This is a genomic window from Pseudomonas sp. 91RF, from assembly GCF_003576265.1.
GTDB lineage: Bacteria > Pseudomonadota > Gammaproteobacteria > Pseudomonadales > Pseudomonadaceae > Aquipseudomonas > Aquipseudomonas kribbensis.
Genome location: NZ_QWFC01000019.1, coordinates 241154 through 256733 on the forward strand (window position 1 = coordinate 241154; position 15580 = coordinate 256733).

Annotated in this window: 16 protein-coding genes; 9 read left to right on the forward strand and 7 right to left on the reverse strand. The window is 62.2% G+C overall.

Annotation, left to right across the window (positions count from 1 at the left end):
- Nucleotides 1-1155, reverse strand: a complete 1155-nt coding sequence (gene emhA / locus DXT77_RS08205) for an efflux RND transporter periplasmic adaptor subunit EmhA (protein ID WP_085712979.1) — start codon at nt 1153-1155, stop codon at nt 1-3.
- 267 nt (nt 1156-1422) lie between these two features.
- Here emhA and emhR point away from each other — a divergent pair, with 267 nt between their 5' ends.
- On the forward strand, nt 1423-2055 hold the full coding sequence (gene emhR / locus DXT77_RS08210) for an efflux system transcriptional repressor EmhR (RefSeq protein ID WP_114881735.1): 633 nt from the start codon (nt 1423-1425) through the stop codon (nt 2053-2055).
- A gap of 240 nt (nt 2056-2295) precedes the next feature.
- On the opposite strand, the gene DXT77_RS08215 is transcribed toward emhR, so the two are convergent.
- The 3 genes from DXT77_RS08215 to DXT77_RS08225 are packed head-to-tail and all read right to left on the reverse strand — an operon-like array spanning nt 2296 to nt 4878.
- A complete protein-coding gene (locus tag DXT77_RS08215) occupies nt 2296-3345 on the reverse strand; it encodes an alkene reductase (protein WP_119427270.1) in 1050 nt (349 codons plus the stop codon).
- Between the two features lie 32 nt (nt 3346-3377).
- On the reverse strand, nt 3378-4541 hold the full coding sequence (locus DXT77_RS08220; RefSeq protein ID WP_119427271.1) for an MFS transporter: 1164 nt from the start codon (nt 4539-4541) through the stop codon (nt 3378-3380).
- 34 nt (nt 4542-4575) lie between these two features.
- A complete protein-coding gene (locus DXT77_RS08225; protein ID WP_007957866.1) occupies nt 4576-4878 on the reverse strand; it encodes a helix-turn-helix transcriptional regulator in 303 nt (100 codons plus the stop codon).
- Nucleotides 4879-5049: 171 nt separating this feature from the next.
- On the opposite strand from DXT77_RS08225, the gene DXT77_RS08230 reads away from it, so the two are divergent.
- Nucleotides 5050-5622, forward strand: a complete 573-nt coding sequence (locus DXT77_RS08230; protein ID WP_119427272.1) for an ACP phosphodiesterase — start codon at nt 5050-5052, stop codon at nt 5620-5622.
- A 14-nt stretch (nt 5623-5636) separates the two neighbouring features.
- Here DXT77_RS08230 and DXT77_RS08235 read toward each other — a convergent pair whose 3' ends face one another.
- Complete coding sequence (locus DXT77_RS08235; RefSeq protein ID WP_119427273.1) at nt 5637-6431, reverse strand: 1-acyl-sn-glycerol-3-phosphate acyltransferase; 795 nt, start codon at nt 6429-6431, stop codon at nt 5637-5639.
- The gene (olsB, locus tag DXT77_RS08240; RefSeq protein ID WP_085712985.1) at nt 6431-7186 is read right to left on the reverse strand and encodes an L-ornithine N(alpha)-acyltransferase; all 756 of its coding nucleotides are present in this window, start codon (nt 7184-7186) and stop codon (nt 6431-6433) included. The genes DXT77_RS08235 and olsB overlap by 1 nt, the downstream gene beginning before the upstream one ends.
- Nucleotides 7187-7339: 153 nt before the next feature.
- Between olsB and DXT77_RS08245 the strand changes: the two genes are divergently transcribed.
- The 5 genes from DXT77_RS08245 (at nt 7340) to DXT77_RS08265 (ending at nt 11594) form a co-directional block, all read left to right on the forward strand.
- Nucleotides 7340-8218, forward strand: coding sequence for an acyl-CoA dehydrogenase family protein (locus DXT77_RS08245; protein WP_119427274.1), 879 nt, complete (start codon nt 7340-7342; stop codon nt 8216-8218).
- Nucleotides 8219-8384: 166 nt separating this feature from the next.
- Nucleotides 8385-9464, forward strand: coding sequence for a serine hydrolase (locus DXT77_RS08250; RefSeq protein WP_119427275.1), 1080 nt, complete (start codon nt 8385-8387; stop codon nt 9462-9464).
- The gene (locus DXT77_RS08255) at nt 9461-9763 is read left to right on the forward strand and encodes an amidase (protein ID WP_119427276.1); all 303 of its coding nucleotides are present in this window, start codon (nt 9461-9463) and stop codon (nt 9761-9763) included. Before DXT77_RS08250 ends, DXT77_RS08255 begins: the two co-directional genes overlap by 4 nt.
- Before the next feature lie 81 nt (nt 9764-9844).
- On the forward strand, nt 9845-10435 hold the full coding sequence (locus tag DXT77_RS08260) for a YceI family protein (protein ID WP_119427277.1): 591 nt from the start codon (nt 9845-9847) through the stop codon (nt 10433-10435).
- Between the two features lies 1 nt (nt 10436).
- A complete protein-coding gene (locus DXT77_RS08265) occupies nt 10437-11594 on the forward strand; it encodes a phosphatidylserine/phosphatidylglycerophosphate/cardiolipin synthase family protein (protein ID WP_119427278.1) in 1158 nt (385 codons plus the stop codon).
- A gap of 133 nt (nt 11595-11727) precedes the next feature.
- On the opposite strand, the gene bglX is transcribed toward DXT77_RS08265, so the two are convergent.
- Nucleotides 11728-14019: a beta-glucosidase BglX gene (gene bglX, locus DXT77_RS08270; protein WP_119427279.1), complete on the reverse strand. Its 2292-nt coding sequence runs from the start codon at nt 14017-14019 to the stop codon at nt 11728-11730.
- Nucleotides 14020-14279: 260 nt separating this feature from the next.
- Here bglX and DXT77_RS08275 point away from each other — a divergent pair, with 260 nt between their 5' ends.
- Both DXT77_RS08275 and DXT77_RS08280 read left to right on the forward strand, forming a co-directional pair.
- Nucleotides 14280-14888: a LemA family protein gene (locus DXT77_RS08275; RefSeq protein WP_085712991.1), complete on the forward strand. Its 609-nt coding sequence runs from the start codon at nt 14280-14282 to the stop codon at nt 14886-14888.
- 13 nt (nt 14889-14901) lie between these two features.
- Nucleotides 14902-15580 (forward strand): YgcG family protein (locus tag DXT77_RS08280; RefSeq protein ID WP_119427280.1); only part of this gene is annotated, 679 nt, incomplete at its 3' end.

Below are 15580 nucleotides of genomic sequence, written 5' to 3' on the forward strand. Positions count from 1 at the left end.
TTACTCCCCTTTGCCGCCGTAGGCTTTGTCAGCTGCCTTGGCGGGTGCCGGGTTCTTGGCTACGTTGGTCGCTTCGGTCGGATTGACCTGAACACCCGGACGCACGAACTGCAGCCCTTCGGTGATCAGGCGATCGCCGGCTTTCAGGCCGTCTTCGATCAGCCACTGGCTGCCGACGGTGCGGCTGGCCTTGAGCTGACGCAGTTCGACCTTGTTGTCCGCCCCGACGACCAGCGCGGTCGGCGTGCCCTTGAGGTCACGGGTCACGCCTTGTTGCGGCGCCAGGATGGCGGCGGCGTTGACACCGGCCTGCAGCTGGGCGCGCACGAACATGCCTGGCAACAGGGTGTGATCCGGGTTCGGGAACACGGCGCGCAAGGTCACGGAACCGGTGGTCGGGTCGACCGACACCTCGGAGAATTCCAGCTTACCGTCGAGCTTGTACTGGCTGCCGTCTTCCAGGGTCAGCTTGACCGCCGCGGCGTTGTCACCGGCCTTCTGCAGACGCCCGCTTTCCAGTTCACGGCGCAGTTCCAGCAGTTCGACCGAGGACTGCGTCACGTCGACGTAGATCGGGTCCAGTTGCTGGATGGTCGCCATCGCATCGGCCTGACCGCTGCTGACCAGCGCGCCTTCGGTGACCGAAGAACGGCCGATACGACCGGAGATCGGCGCGTAGACCTTGGTGTAACGCACGTTGATCTGCGCGCTCTGCAGCGAGGCTTCCGATTGCAGGCGGTTGGACACGGCCGTGTCGTATTCCTGGCGGCTCACGGCCTGCTCGTCGACCAGTTGCTTGTAGCGATCGGAGATCGACTTGGTCGAACGCAGGTTGGCTTCGGCGCTCTTCAGGGTCGCTTCATAGACCGACGGATCGATCTGATACAGCTGCTGGCCGGCTTTGACATCGCCGCCTTCCTTGAACAGACGCTTGAGAATGATGCCGTTGACCTGCGGACGGACTTCAGCGATGCGGAACGCACTGGTGCGCCCCGGAAGTTCCGACGTGAGGGTAAAGGCTTGTGGTTGCAGGGTGACGACGCCGACCTGAGGAGGTGGTGCGGCGGGAGCCGCCTCTTCCTTTTTACATCCGCTGAGCAGCGATGCCAGGGCGACGGCAGTGACCAGAGCGGTAACAGCTGGCTTGAATTGCATGAAGATCCTCGGGTCAGGCGCGCGAAAAGCGCACAAGAAGTGTGGAAGGGTAAAAAAAGGTTACCGGGTGGATAAGTAGCTTGCTAAGGAATATACTTACGTTCATGGTTGTTTGTAAACACCTTGGCTGCGTACCCAACCGGTTACAAAGGTCGTGGCAAGGTCTGAAATTGTAGGCCGGGGGAGTCGATCCGCGAGAGATCCACCCCTTTTTATTCAGCGGATATTCAGCCATCCCTGAAACATCCTGTTTGAGGTTTTACTGCCATGGTTCGTCGTACCAAAGAGGAAGCTCAGGAAACGCGAAGCCAGATTCTGGAAGCCGCCGAGAAAGCTTTCTTCGAGAGGGGAGTGGCCCGCACCACGCTCTCCGATATCGCGAGCCTGGCCGGCGTGACGCGGGGTGCCATCTATTGGCACTTCAGCAACAAGGCCGATTTGCTGCAGGCGATGCTCGATACGCTGCACGAGCCGCTGGATGAGCTGGCCAAGGCCAGCGAAAGCGAGGACGAACCCGACCCGCTGGGCTGCATGCGCAAGCTGCTGATTCATTTGTTTCATCAAGTTGCGCTGGACCCGAAAACCCGGCGTATCAACGAAATTCTGTTTCATAAGTGCGAGTTCACCGATGAAATGTGCGACCTGCGCCAACAGCGCCGGACCGCCAGCCTCGATTGCAATGTGCGGATCGCGCTGACATTGAGTAATGCGGTCAATCGTGGGCAACTGCCGGCGGACCTCGACACCGCCCGCGCCGCCATCAGCATTCACGCCTTTATCGATGGCATCCTGTATCAGTGGCTGCTGGCCCCGGACAGCTTCGAGCTTTACGCCGAAGCCGAGCGCTGGGTCGATACAGGGCTGGACATGCTGCGCTGGAGCCCCAGCCTGCGCAAATGAAACAAAATGCGTAATTGGATCAGGTTATGTCAATGAAGGAGGCGGATGAAGATCCCTGTTCGTTCGCCTCGCCGCAGTGGATTGCTTTTATATACCTCAACCCATCGAGTTGATACGTAGCGAACTACGTATTTTGTAGGGATTTTGTGTCAAACCCGTGAGCGATTCGCGAACCCCGCGCCCAATAAAAAGCCCCCGGCTCTCACGAGTCGGGGGCTTTTTGCGTTTCTGCGGTGCGACTTACAGCGTCGGGTAGTCGAGGTAACCGACTGCGCCTTTGCCGTAGAAGGTTTCCGGGTGCGGTTGGTTCAGCGGCGCGTCGGCCTTCAAACGGGCCGGCAGGTCCGGGTTGGCAATGAACGGGATGCCGAACGCCACGGCGTCAGCCTTGCCTTCGGCCAGCCACGCGTTGGCGCTGTCCTTGGTGAAGCGTTCGTTGGCGATGTACGCGCCGCCGAAGGCTTCTTTCAGTTGTGGGCCGAGGCTGTCGGTGCCTTCTTTCTCGCGGGAGCAGATGAAAGCGATGCCACGCTTGCCCAGTTCGCGAGCGACGTAGGTGAATGTCTCGGCCAGGTTGTCGTCGCCCATGTCATGGGAGTCGGCGCGTGGTGCCAGGTGTACACCGACACGGCCGGCGCCCCAGACTTCGATGGCGGCGTCGGTCACTTCCAGCAGCAGGCGGGCACGGTTTTCCAGGGAACCGCCGTAGTTGTCGGTGCGCTGGTTGGTGCTGCTTTGCAGGAACTGGTCGAGCAGGTAGCCGTTGGCGCCGTGGATTTCCACGCCGTCGAAACCGGCGGCCTTGGCGTTTTCCGCACCGACGCGGTAGGCGTCGACGATGTCGGCGATTTCAGCGGTTTCCAGCGCGCGTGGCGTCGGGAAGTCGGCCAATGGGCGAACCAGGCTGACGTGGCCTTTAGGCTGGATGGCGCTTGGAGCGACCGGGGTTTCGCCGTTCAGGTACGACGGGTGGGAAATCCGCCCGACGTGCCACAGTTGCAAGACGATCTTGCCGCCTGCCGCGTGAACGGCCTTGGTCACGTTGGTCCAGCCGCGCACTTGATCGTTGGACCAGATGCCCGGGGTGTCCGGGTAGCCGACGCCCATCGGGGTCACCGAGGTGGCTTCGCTGAGGATCAGGCCGGCAGAGGCGCGTTGTACGTAGTACTCGGCCATCAGCGCGTTCGGTACGCGGCCTTCGTCGGCGCGGCAGCGGGTCAGCGGCGCCATGATGATGCGGTTGGACAGCTCGAGATCGCCCAGTTTGATCGGATCGAAAATTGTTGCCATGAAATACAACCCTCGTGAAGTCAGTGAGTGAATCAGTTAGCGGTGGCCAGCTCGGGATTACCGTTCCGGCGGAATGTGATCAGGGTTACCAGCAGGGCCAGGATCGCCAGCGCCGCAGCGGCAAGGGGCACGCTGGTCAGGCCGTAGCCGTGGGCGATGACGCTGCCGCCGACCCAGGCACCTAGGGCGTTGCCGACGTTGAAGGCGCCGATGTTCAGGGTCGACACCAGGTTCGGTGCGGCCTGACCGTAGGTCACGACGTTCACTTGCAGGGCAGGCACGGCGGCGAAACACGCTGTGGCCCAGAGGAACAGGGTGATTTCGGTCGGGATCAGCGCAATGCTGGTCCAGGTCAGGACGGTGGAGGTCACGGCCATGGCGATGAACACGCCGATCAGCGTCGCGGCCAGGCCTTTGTCGGCCATCTTGCCGCCGATAATGTTGCCGACGGTCAGGCCCAGGCCGATCAACATCAGGGTCCAGGTCACGCCACGGGGCGAGACGCCGGTGACATCGCCCAGCAGCGGCGCGACATAGGTGAACAGGGTGAATACTGACGCAGCGAACAGCGCGGTCATGCTCAGGGACAACCAGATCCCGGCGCCCTTGAGCGCGGCCAGTTCGGCGCGCATGTCGAGTTTTTCTTCGTCACGCTTGGCCGGCAGGAAGCGGATCAGGCCGATCAGCGCGATTACACCGATCACGGTCACTGCCCAGAAGGTCGAGCGCCAGCCGGCTTCCTGACCGAGGGCGGTGCCCAGCGGTACGCCCAACACGTTGGCCAGGGTCAGGCCGGTGAACATCAGGGCCACCGCCGAAGCACGTTTGTTCGGCGCCACCAGGTTGGCCGCCACCACCGAACCGATGCCGAAGAACGCACCGTGGCAGAGGGCTGTGACCACTCGGGCGAACATCAGCACCTCGTAGTCAGTGGCGATGGCGCAGAGCAGGTTGCCGATAATGAAGATGCCCATCAACGCCACCAGTGCAGCCTTGCGCGGCAGTTTGGCAGTGGCCATCGCCATGAACGGTGCACCGATGGCCACGCCCAGGGCGTAACCGGTCACCAGCCAGCCAGCGCCGGGAATCGACACGCCGAGATCCGCCGCCACATCGGGCAACAGGCCCATGATGACGAATTCCGTGGTGCCGATGGCGAAGGCGCTCAGGGCGAGTATGAGGAGCGAGAGGGGCATCGTTTGGTCCTTTTCGGCTGGCTGACGTTAAGGGTCAGAGCTCTTTACTGAGGGTGCTGAGGAACGCCTGGATCACGTCCTCGTTGCGTTTGAAAAAGTGCCACTGCCCGGCTTTCTGGCTGCTGATCAGCCCGGCCCGTTGCAGGGTGGCCAGGTGGGCGGAGACGGTCGATTGCGACAGGCCGCAGCGTTGGTCGATCTGCCCGGCGCAGATGCCGTACTCGTGGTTGTGGATCTGTTCCGGAAACTGGGCTTTCGGGTCTTTCAGCCAGTTGAGGATGTCTCGCCGTACTGGGTGTGCCAGGGCTTTTATTATTTCGTCGAGGTCAATGTTCATGGCTGGTTGCTCGTGATGTGTGTAGCGCTATATCGCGATGAGGCGAACTTTAAATCGGTATTTCGCGATATGCCAATATGAATTCGATCTGACGACCGCATAAATCGGTATATCGGGTTATAACGATATATGAGGTGTAAACAAACGCGGGCGCGGTGCTAAGCTGCGCCCATGAACTATCTCGCACATTTGCACCTCGGTGGCCAGCGCCCCGGTCAACTGCTCGGCAGTCTGTATGGCGATTTCGTCAAAGGACGGCTGCAAGGGCAGTTCGATCCGGAGATCGAAGCGGCGATTGCCTTGCATCGTCAAATTGATGTGTTCACCGATCGCCACCCGTTGGTCGACGCTTCATTGGCAAGGTTCACCTCGACCCGCCGCCGTTACGCCGGCATCGTCCTTGACGTGTTTTTCGACCATTGTCTGGCCCGGGACTGGACGCTTTACGCCGACCGGCCGCTGGGGCAGTTCACCACGGACGTATATCGCGTGCTGGCCAGCGAGCGGCAATTGCCCGAGCGCCTGGCGAAGATAGCCCCGCACATGGTGGCCAATGACTGGTTGGGTTCGTATCAGGAATTCGAAGTGCTGGAGCAGGTGCTGCGCGGGATTTCCCGGCGCCTGAGCAAGCCTGAAGAACTGGCGGGGGCGATGCAGGAGTTGCGGCGTCTGTATGAACCGCTCAGTGATGACTTTCGCTTGTTCTACCCACAGCTGCAGGACTTCGCAGGCCGGCAGCTGTAGGCAGAGGAGGACGATCAGGCCGCGATCAGTTCGCCTGCGCGACGCGGTTCGGCCGGTTTGGCCACCTCGCCGAACAACGCTTTCTGCACCGCCTGCTGCGCTTCGTACGCCAGCGCCGCGCGCTCCCGACCCTGACAGGCAATCGGCTTGAGCAAATGAACTTCCACATCGCCGCAATCGTTGCTGAACAGACGCATCAGGTGTGACAGCAGATCGTCGTCGCCAATGAACGGTGCCAGCGTATCGATCTCGCCGTCGCGCAGATAACGGATCGCCACCGGTTGCAGCATCACTTCCGAATCAATCGCCGCCGACAGCAGGCGACCATGGAAGGTGCGCAGCGAGCGACCGTCGGTGGTGGTGCCTTCCGGGAACATCAGCAACGGATGATCGGTTTGCAGGTGACGGGTCATCTGCTTGCGGATCAACTGGCTGTCGCCCGAGCCACGACGGATGAACAGGCTGCCAGCCTTCGCCGCCAGCCAGCCGGCCACCGGCCAGGTGCGCACTTCGGCCTTGGACAGAAACGACAGTGGCGTGAGCATGCCGAGCAGTGGAATGTCAGTCCACGACACATGGTTGCTGACCCACAGCATCGGTTGCTTCGGCAGCTCACCGTGCACGGTTACGCGAAAGGGCAGGGCATTGCTCAGGCGCGCCATGAAAAACCGCGACCAGCGCTGCCGGCGTTGCATCGAATGAGCCAGCCCCAGACGTTCGAAAACCCCGAAGACACTGGCCATGCTCAACCCCAGCGTCACCACCAGCAGCACCCGCGCAATCCGCGCGTACACCCGCAACCGGCTCATCACACGGCCGCCTTGAAGTGCTTGGCGTAGCGCGGGCAGAGTTCGTCGCGCTTGAGCAGGATGAACACGTCGGCGACCTGGAAGTCTTCGTCCCAGCACGGCTCGCCGCAGATCTTCGCGCCCAGGCGCATGTAGGCCTTGAGCAGCGGTGGCATTTCGGCGATCACGTTCGAAGGGAGATCCAGCGTTGGCAGCGGATTCTTCGGTTCGGCGCGCAGGTGTTCGGTGCACAGATAACGTTCGCGCAGGCGCTGCATGATCGCGTGGGCCTGCACGCCGCCGTCCTGCATCGGGATGCTCGCGCAACCCATCAGATAGCTGTAGCCGCCCTGATTGAGGACTTCGGCCAGTTCGCCCCAGAGCACAGCGATAGTGCCGCCGTTGCGGTAGGCCGGGTCGACGCAGGTGCGACCGATTTCCAGGATCGGGCCTTGCAGACCGGCGAGGCCGTGCAGGCTGAATTCTTCTTCACTGTAGAACTTGCCCAGGCTGCTGGCGGCGGTGTGATCGAGCAAACGGGTGGTCGCCACCAGGCGGCCGGTGTTCAGGTCACGCACGCCGATGTGGCTGCAGTGAACATCATAGTCATCCATGTCCAGACCCAGTTCCGCGCCTTTCAGCTTGGCGTTGAACTCGCCGCTGAACACGTTGAAACGCAAGGCCTGGGCTTGCTGCAAGGCCTCGGCGCCGATCAGGCGTTCGGCTTGCAGGCGGCGTTCATTGCCGGTGTCGCTGATGCGGGCGATCTGAGTCATTTGAATCTCCGTACGGGCCTTTAACCCGTCGTGGGTTACAGCCGATCGACTTTCTTTATGCAGCTGTGTTGTGCAAAGTCAGGCTATGTAGCCCCGGTGTCATCGCCATGAATGTTTGGTGATGCTTATATGACAGCCCACGAGGAGCCTCTGATGACCTGGTCGACCCTGCTTGAATGTCGCGAACGCCTGCCCGCTGTTGCCGATCTGGCGGAGGGTTTCGCCACGCTGTTGCATCAACTGGGCAGCGTCACGCCGTTCGAACTGGCGGTGGCGGGAGGGCGGCGGATGGCGACGCCGGGGCTGGCGTTTCTGGTGGGTTATCAGGCGGCGTTGCGCATGCTCTGGCCGAGCGCGCCGCCGAGCCTCGGTGCGTTGTGTGCGACCGAACAGCGCAGCCTGCGCCCGGCGGACATGCAGACCCGGCTGACGGATCTGCGCCTGAACGGGCAAAAGGATTTCGTCACCGCCGGCGACGCGGCGGACTGGCTGCTGATCGCCGCCCGCAGTGAGCAACCCGGCGAATCACCGCGCCTGAGCCTGGCGGTGGTGTACCCCGGCGAATCCGGCGTGCGCGTGGAAAAACTCCCGGCGCTGCCGTTGATGCCGGACATCAGCCATGGTCGGCTGCATCTCGACGACGCCCTGTGCGAGTTGCTCGCCGGGGACGGTTGGGACGCTTACGTCAAACCGTTCCGCACCCTTGAAGACGTTTACGTGTTGAGCGCAATGACTGCATGGCTGTACGGCGTCGGTCAGGACAGTGGCTGGCCGCAGCCGCTGCAATTGCGCTTGCTGGCGCTGTTGGCCGGGTGTGCGGAGGTCAGTCGGCAGCCGCCGAACAGTCCCGCCGGGCATGTGTTGCTTGGTGGCTTGTTCGCGCAGTTCGACGGGCTCAACGCGGAAGTCGATCAGGCTCTGCGCGACGGCAATCCTGAGTGGGCGGCGATGTGGCAGCGCGATCAATCGGTCATGCAACTGGCCGCAGGCGCGCGGGCCAAACGACTGGCCAAGGCGTTGGCGGTGAACTGACTGGCCCCTTCGCGAGCAGGCTCGCTCCCACTTTCGACCGCATTCCAACTGGAGGAACTCGATCAAATGTGGGAGCGAGCCTGCTCGCGATAGCGCCCTCAAAAACACCTCACATCTGTCATGAACGCCGGCTAGTCTTGGCAGGTTCATCCCCAGAGCCCTCACCATGTTCAAAGGCCTGTCCCTGTTTCTGCTGCTGATCAGCTTCACGGTTCAGGCCGAACAATGGCCGGGGGAGCAGTGGCCGACCGGTCCGAAAATCGTCGGCCCGGCCGTCGAAGCACTGGAGGCCTATGCCTTCCCGACCCGCGATGACAACACTCGCAAAGGCATCCGCACCGATGCCTTGTTGGTGATCCGCGACGGTCAGCTCATCTACGAACGCTACGCCGCTGCAACCACCGCCGACACCCCGCACCTGACCTGGTCCATCAGCAAAAGCCTGATGGCCACGGTGTTCGGCGTGGCGTACGGCGAAGGCTTGTTCAAGCTCGATGACCCGGCCGCAAAATATTACCCGGTGCTGGAAAAACACCCGGCCATCACCCTCAAGGATCTGCTGCACTGGGCCTCGGGCATCGACTGGCAGGAAGACTACGAATACGCCCCGCTGAAATCCTCGGTGGTGGCGATGCTCTACACCCGCGGCCACCGCGACATGGCCGCCTTCACTGCCGATCACGACAGCTACGCACCCGCGGGTCAGGCGTTCCGCTATTCCAGCGGCGACAGCAATCTGTTGGCCGCCGTGCTGAAAGCCATCGTCGGCCCGCAGCGTTATCCGGATTATCCATGGACTGCGCTTTTCGATCCGTTGGGCATCCGCCACGCCACCTGGGAAACCGATGCCACGGGCACTTTTGTCGCGTCTTCCTATGCCTACCTGACGGCCCGGGATCTGGCGCGAATCGGCCTGCTGATGGAACGGGACGGACGCTGGAACGACCGGCAGTTGCTGCCTAGGGATTGGGTCGCCTTCAACCGCCAACCCTTCGCCGGATACAAGGCCCATCAGGACGAAGCCGTGCCCGGTGGTCAGTGGTGGTTGAATCGCCCGGCGGACGGCGCGCCCTCGCCATGGCCCGATGCACCGCCCGATACCTTCGCCGCCCTCGGCCATTGGGGCCAGGCGCTGTACGTGATCCCGAGCGAAAAACTGGTGGTCGTCCGCTACGGCGATGACCGCGACGGCAGCTATCGCCACAACGAATTGCTCAAGCGCGTGCTCGGGGCGGTGCGGCCATGAAACTGTTCAGACGCATCCTGCTGGTGCTGCTGGTTGTGCTGGCGGGCTGGGGCTGGCATGAACGGGAAAACCTGTGGGCCTTCCCGGACATCATCAGTGCCTATACCGCCAAGGAATACTGCTCGTGCCGCTACGTGATGAACAACGACGCCGAGTATTGCCGAGGCTACGTCAAGCAGTGGTTGCCCAGCGAATTGACCGATGACAGCACGCAAAAACTCGTCAGCGCCAGTGGCATGGGCCGTAGCAACAGCGCCCAATGGCAGGGCGAGCGCCAGGGCTGTCGCCTCAAGCCCTGATCGGCAAAATCAACTACCGGTTTGCATCCCGGCTTCAGGCAGTTAAGGTTCGTGCAGGTTTATCGGCCCCACGAGTCTTCAATGTTCAACCGTTCTCTGTGCAACGCCTTCGCCGGCCTGCTGCTGGGCGCCGCCGCGCTGCCGGCCCAGGCCAACTGGTATCTGGACGGCGAGTCGTCGCGGCTGTCGTTCGTCAGCACGAAAAACGCCAATATTTCCGAGGTGCAGCGCTTTCTGGTGTTGCACGGCAAGGTCGATCCCGATGGCCGCGCCGAAGTCGAAGTCGAGCTGGATTCGATCAACAGCGGCATCCCGCTGCGCGACGAGCGCATGCGCAAGGAACTGTTCCAGATCGAGCAATTCCCCGAGGCGACCATCACCACGCAAATCGACCTGCGCCCGATCAACGATCTGGCCCCCGGCGCGCAGCTTGAATTGCGCCTGCCGCTGACCGTCAACCTGCACGGCAAACAGCACGAATACCCTGCCGAACTGCTCGCCACGCGTCTCGATGACCGGCGCTTTCAAGTGGTGACCCTGGAGCCGCTGGTGATCAGCGCCGAGGATTTCGATCTGCTGCCGGGCCTGGAAAACCTGCGCAAAAAGGCCGGCCTGTCGGCCATCAGTCTGTCGGTGCCGGTGGGTGCGGTGCTGATCTTCACGGCGCGCTGACATGCGCGGCGCAGTGTTTCCGTGGCGGGATGGCAATCGCTTCGAACTGTTGATCGACGGCCCGCAATTTTTCCCGCGCATGCTGGAGGAAATCGCCAGCGCTCGTGAGCAGATCGAACTGGAGCTGTATCTGGTGGAGGCCGGCGCCTGCGCCGAAACCGTGATTCAGGCGCTGGTGCTGGCGGCCGAGCGGGGCGTGCGGGTGCGTTGCCTGTTCGATGATTACGGCAGCCTCGCGCTCACTCTGACCCTGCGTCAGCGCCTGACCCTCGCCGGGGTCGAGCTGCGTTTCTACAATCGCTTGAGCTGGCGGCGCTGGGTCGGCAATTTCTATCGCGATCACCGCAAGCTGCTGCTGGTCGACCAGCGTCTGGCGGTGGTCGGCGGCACCGGGCTCACCGACGAATTCTGGCAGCCGGGCCACGACACCAGCGAATGGCACGAAGTGATGGTGCACATCACCGGCCCCCTGGTGCTCGATTGGCAGTTGCTGTTCGACCGCCAATGGATCGCCAACCGCCATCGCCGCGCCTGGAAGCCCCACGCGAATTTCGGCCTGCCGCGATTGCCGCGTGTACCCGACACGGGGGAGGGCATGGGCCGCGTGGCCTATGCCGACGCCCGTCAGCATCGTGACATTCTGCAATCGCTGTTCCGTGCCCTGAACAGCGGCCAGAAACGCATTTGGCTGGCCACGCCGTACTTTCTGCCGACCTGGAAAATCCGCCGCTCCCTGCGCAAGGCTGCCGCCCGTGGCCTCGACGTGCGGCTGCTGTTGACCGGGCCGCGCACCGATCACCCGTCGGTGCGCTACGCCGGGCATCGCTACTACCCGCGCCTGCTCAAGGCCGGAGTGAAGATCTTCGAATACCAGCCGTGTTTTCTGCACCTGAAAATGGTGCTGGTGGACGATTGGGTGAGCATCGGTTCGTGCAACTTCGACCACTGGAATCTGCGCTTCAACCTTGAGGCGAATCTGGAGGCGCTGGATCCGTCACTGACGGCAGCGGTGGTGGCGAGTTTCGAGAAGGACTTCGGCCTGAGTCAGCAGGTGAGTCTGGAGGAATGGCAGCGCCGGCCGTTGTGGCGGCGGGTGAAGCAGCGGATCTGGGGCTGGGTGGATCGGGTGGTGGTCAATATTCTGGATAGGCGCGGTTAGCAGCCATCCCCAAAAAACAATGTGGGAGCGAGCCTGCTCGCGAAAGCGGTGTACCAGTCAGCGTTGATGTGACTGATGAACACCATTCGCGAGCAGGCTCGCTCCCACAAAGGGTATGTGCGTTGCCTGATAATTACAGCAATTCAAAGCTCTGCTGCGCCACGTCCTGGGAATCCAGGCCGATCTGCACGTTGAACCTGCCAGGCTCGGCCGCGTACTTGAGCTGGGCGTTGTAGAACTTCAGGTCGTCTTCGCTGATGGTGAAGTGCACGACTTTCTGCTCGCCGGCCTTGAGCATGATTTTCTGGAAGTTCTTCAGCTCCTTGACCGGACGGATCATCGAACCGGTGACGTCCTGGATGTACAGCTGAACCACGGTTTCACCGTCACGCTTGCCGGTGTTTTTTACCGTGACACTGGCGTCGAGCTTGCCGGTGGCGTTCAGGGTGGTCGACGACAGCGCCATGTCGCTCAGGGCGAAATCGGTGTAGCTCAGGCCGAAACCGAACGGGAACAGCGGCCCGGTCGTGTCATCGAAATACTGCGAGGTGTAGTTGCCCGGTTTGCCCGGCGTGAACGGCCGGCCAATGCTCAGGTGGTTGTAGTAGGTCGGGATCTGGCCCACGGAGCGCGGGAAGGTCACCGGCAGTTTGCCCGAAGGGTTGTAGTCGCCGAACAGCACGTCGGCGATGGCGTTGCCGCCCTCGGTGCCGCTGAACCAGGTTTCCAGGATCGCGTCAGCCTGTTCTTTTTCCTGAAGGATCGTCAGCGGACGGCCGTTCATCAGCACCAGCACCAGCGGCTTGCCGGTGGCTTTCAGGGCGCGGATCAGCTCGCGCTGGTTTTCCGGGATGTTCAGGTCGGTACGGCTCGACGACTCGTGGGACATGCCACGGGATTCGCCCACGGCTGCGACCACTACGTCTGCATCCTTGGCGGCTTTCACCGCTTCGTCGATCAACACGTTGGCCGGGCGCGGGTCATCGACCACTTCCGGCGCATCGAAGTTGAGGAAGTTCAGGTAATCGAGGACTTTCTTGTCGCTGGTGATGTTGGCACCACGGGCGTAGATCAGGTTCGCCTTGTCGCCGATCACGTTGCTCATGCCGTCGAACAGGGTCACCGATTGCGCCGGACGACCGGCGGCGGCCCAGCTGCCCATCATGTCGATCGGCGCCTTGGCCAGCGGGCCGACCAGCGCAACTTTCGCGGTTTTCTTCAGCGGCAGGGTTTCGTTCTGGTTCTTCAGCAGCACCAGGCTGCGACGCGCCACTTCGCGGGCGTCGGCGCGGTGCAGACGGCTGTCGGCGTAGGTGTCGGCCGGGTCGTCTTCAGCCTTGCCGATGCGCAGGTACGGGTCCTTGAACAGGCCCATGTCGTACTTGGCAGCGAGGACTTCACGCACGGCGTTGTCGATGTCTTTCTGTTCGATCTCGCCGGACTTGAGCAGCCCCGGCAGCTCTTTGCCGTACAGGGTGTCGTTCATGCTCATGTCGATGCCGGCCTTGATCGCCAGCTTCGCCGCTTCGCGACCGTCGGCGGCCACGCCGTGCTTGATCAGTTCGAAGATCGCGCCGTGGTCGCTGACCGCCAGTCCCTTGAAGCCCCATTCCTTGCGCAACAGGTCGTTCATCAGCCAGGTGTTTGCGGTGGCCGGGATGCCGTTGATCGAGTTCAGCGCGACCATCACGCCACCGGCGCCGGCATCGATCGCGGCGCGGTACGGCGGCAGGTAGTCCTGGTACATCTTCACCGGGCTCATGTCGACGGTGTTGTAGTCGCGACCACCCTCGACCGCGCCGTACAGGGCGAAGTGCTTGACGCTGGCCATGATGCTGTCGGCCGCGCTCGGCGTGTCGCCCTGATAGGCCTTGACCATGACTTTGGCGATGCGCGAGGTCAGGTAGGTGTCTTCACCGAAACCTTCGGAGCTGCGGCCCCAGCGCGGGTCGCGGGAGATGTCGACCATCGGTGCGAAGGTGATGTCGAGGCTGTCGGCGGCGGCCTCTTTGGCGGCAACGCGTCCTGACTGACCGATGGCGTCCATGTCCCAGCTTGATGCCAGGGCCAGGGGAATCGGGAAAATCGTACGGTGACCGTGGATTACGTCGTACGCGAAAAACATCGGGATCTTCAGGCGGCTGCGCATGGCAGCGTCCTGCATCGGACGGTTTTCCGGGCGGGTGATCGAGTTGAACGTGCCCCCGATGTTGCCGGCGGCGATCTCTTTGCGGATCAGCTCGCGGGGCATTTCCGGGCCGATGCTGATCAGGCGCAACTGGCCGATCTTCTCGTCGAGGGTCATTTGTTTCATCAGGTTACTGATGAACGCGTCCTTGTTTTCCAGGGGTACCGGGGTCGTGGCGGCCAGTACCTGATGACTGGCCAGGCTGACGAACAGGCCCAGCAAACACAGCTTCTTCATGAATAGTTTTCTCAAGGGCCTAAACGGCGTTACAACGCCGGCCAGCCAAAATTTAGGGAGCGACTATTGTTGTTCGGGTGCTGATTCAAAAAACGACAGCCGAATGTACGGCGCCAGTTTCGGCGACGTGATCGCGCAGGGCCTCTTTTTAGCCCATCGGCCCGCTGCAATCCAGTGGCGCGGGCGATTATGCCCCAAGAGCCGGTCCAGAAGGTTTCACGCGCGATCATTCATGAAATGTGCAAGGGAGCTCCCGAACGATGAATGTCAGTCCTGTCTACCGCTCGCGTTTGCAGGTCGCCACCTTGCTGGTGCTGGCCGCGTTGTTGACCGCTTGCGGCATCAATAACATTCCCACCCTCGACGAACAGGCCAAGGCTGCCTGGGGCCAGGTGCAGAACCAGTACCAGCGCCGCGCCGACCTGATCCCCAACCTGGTGGAAACCGTGAAGGGTTATGCCAAGCATGAAGAGGCCACCCTGACGGCGGTGGTCGAGGCCCGGGCCAAGGCGACGTCGATCCAGGTCGATGCCAGCACCCTCGACAATCCGGAAAAACTCAAGCAGTTCCAGCAGGCCCAGGATCAGCTGACCGGTGCATTGAGCCGGTTGATGGTGGTGTCCGAACGTTATCCGGACCTCAAGGCCAACCAGAACTTCCTCGCCCTGCAATCGCAACTTGAAGGCACGGAAAACCGCATCGCCGTGGCCCGCCGGGATTTCATTCTGGCGGTGCAGAAGTACAACACCGAAATCCGCACCTTCCCCGGTCGCCTGTGGCACAGCGTGATGTACAGCGACCTGCCGATCCGCGAGACCTTCGAAGCCACCAGCCCCGGCGCGGACAAGGCCCCGGAAGTGAAGTTCTGAGCCGGGGATGCCCATGCGCGTGTTGAAGATGGGCCTGGTGCTGATGCTGTGGTTGTTCGCCATCAGCGCCCGGGCCGAGTTGACCTTCCCGGCGCTGACCGGGCGGGTGGTGGACGATGCGCAGATGATCGAGCCGGCGGTGCGCGCGCAGTTGAACCAGCAGTTGCAGGCCCACGAGCAGGCGACCGGCGAGCAACTGGTGGTCGTGACGCTGCCGAACCTGCAAGGCGCCACCATCGAGGATTACGGCGTCGAACTCGGCCGGCACTGGGGCATCGGCCAGAAGGACAAGAACAACGGCGCCTTGCTGATCGTCGCCCGGGACGAGCGCAAATTGCGCATCGAAGTCGGCTATGGGTTGGAGGATCGCCTGACCGATGCCCAGAGTTCAGTGATCATCCATCAGGTGATCACACCGTCGTTCAAGGCCGGCAATTTCAGCAAGGGCATCAGCGACGGCGTGGCGGCGATGCTGGTGGTGCTGGGTGGCAATCCGCTGGACGAACCTTCCACGGTGTACGAATCGTCCGGCGATCCTTCGGACGACTTTGTCTCGCGGCATCCGGGAATTTTCGTATTTCTGGTGATGTTGTTCATCCTGACTGTTTTTGTCTGCCAGATGCTCGGTATCCTTCCCGTCGGCCGGGGCGGCTCCGGAGGCGGGGGCGGCTTTGGTGGCGGAGGTTTTGGAG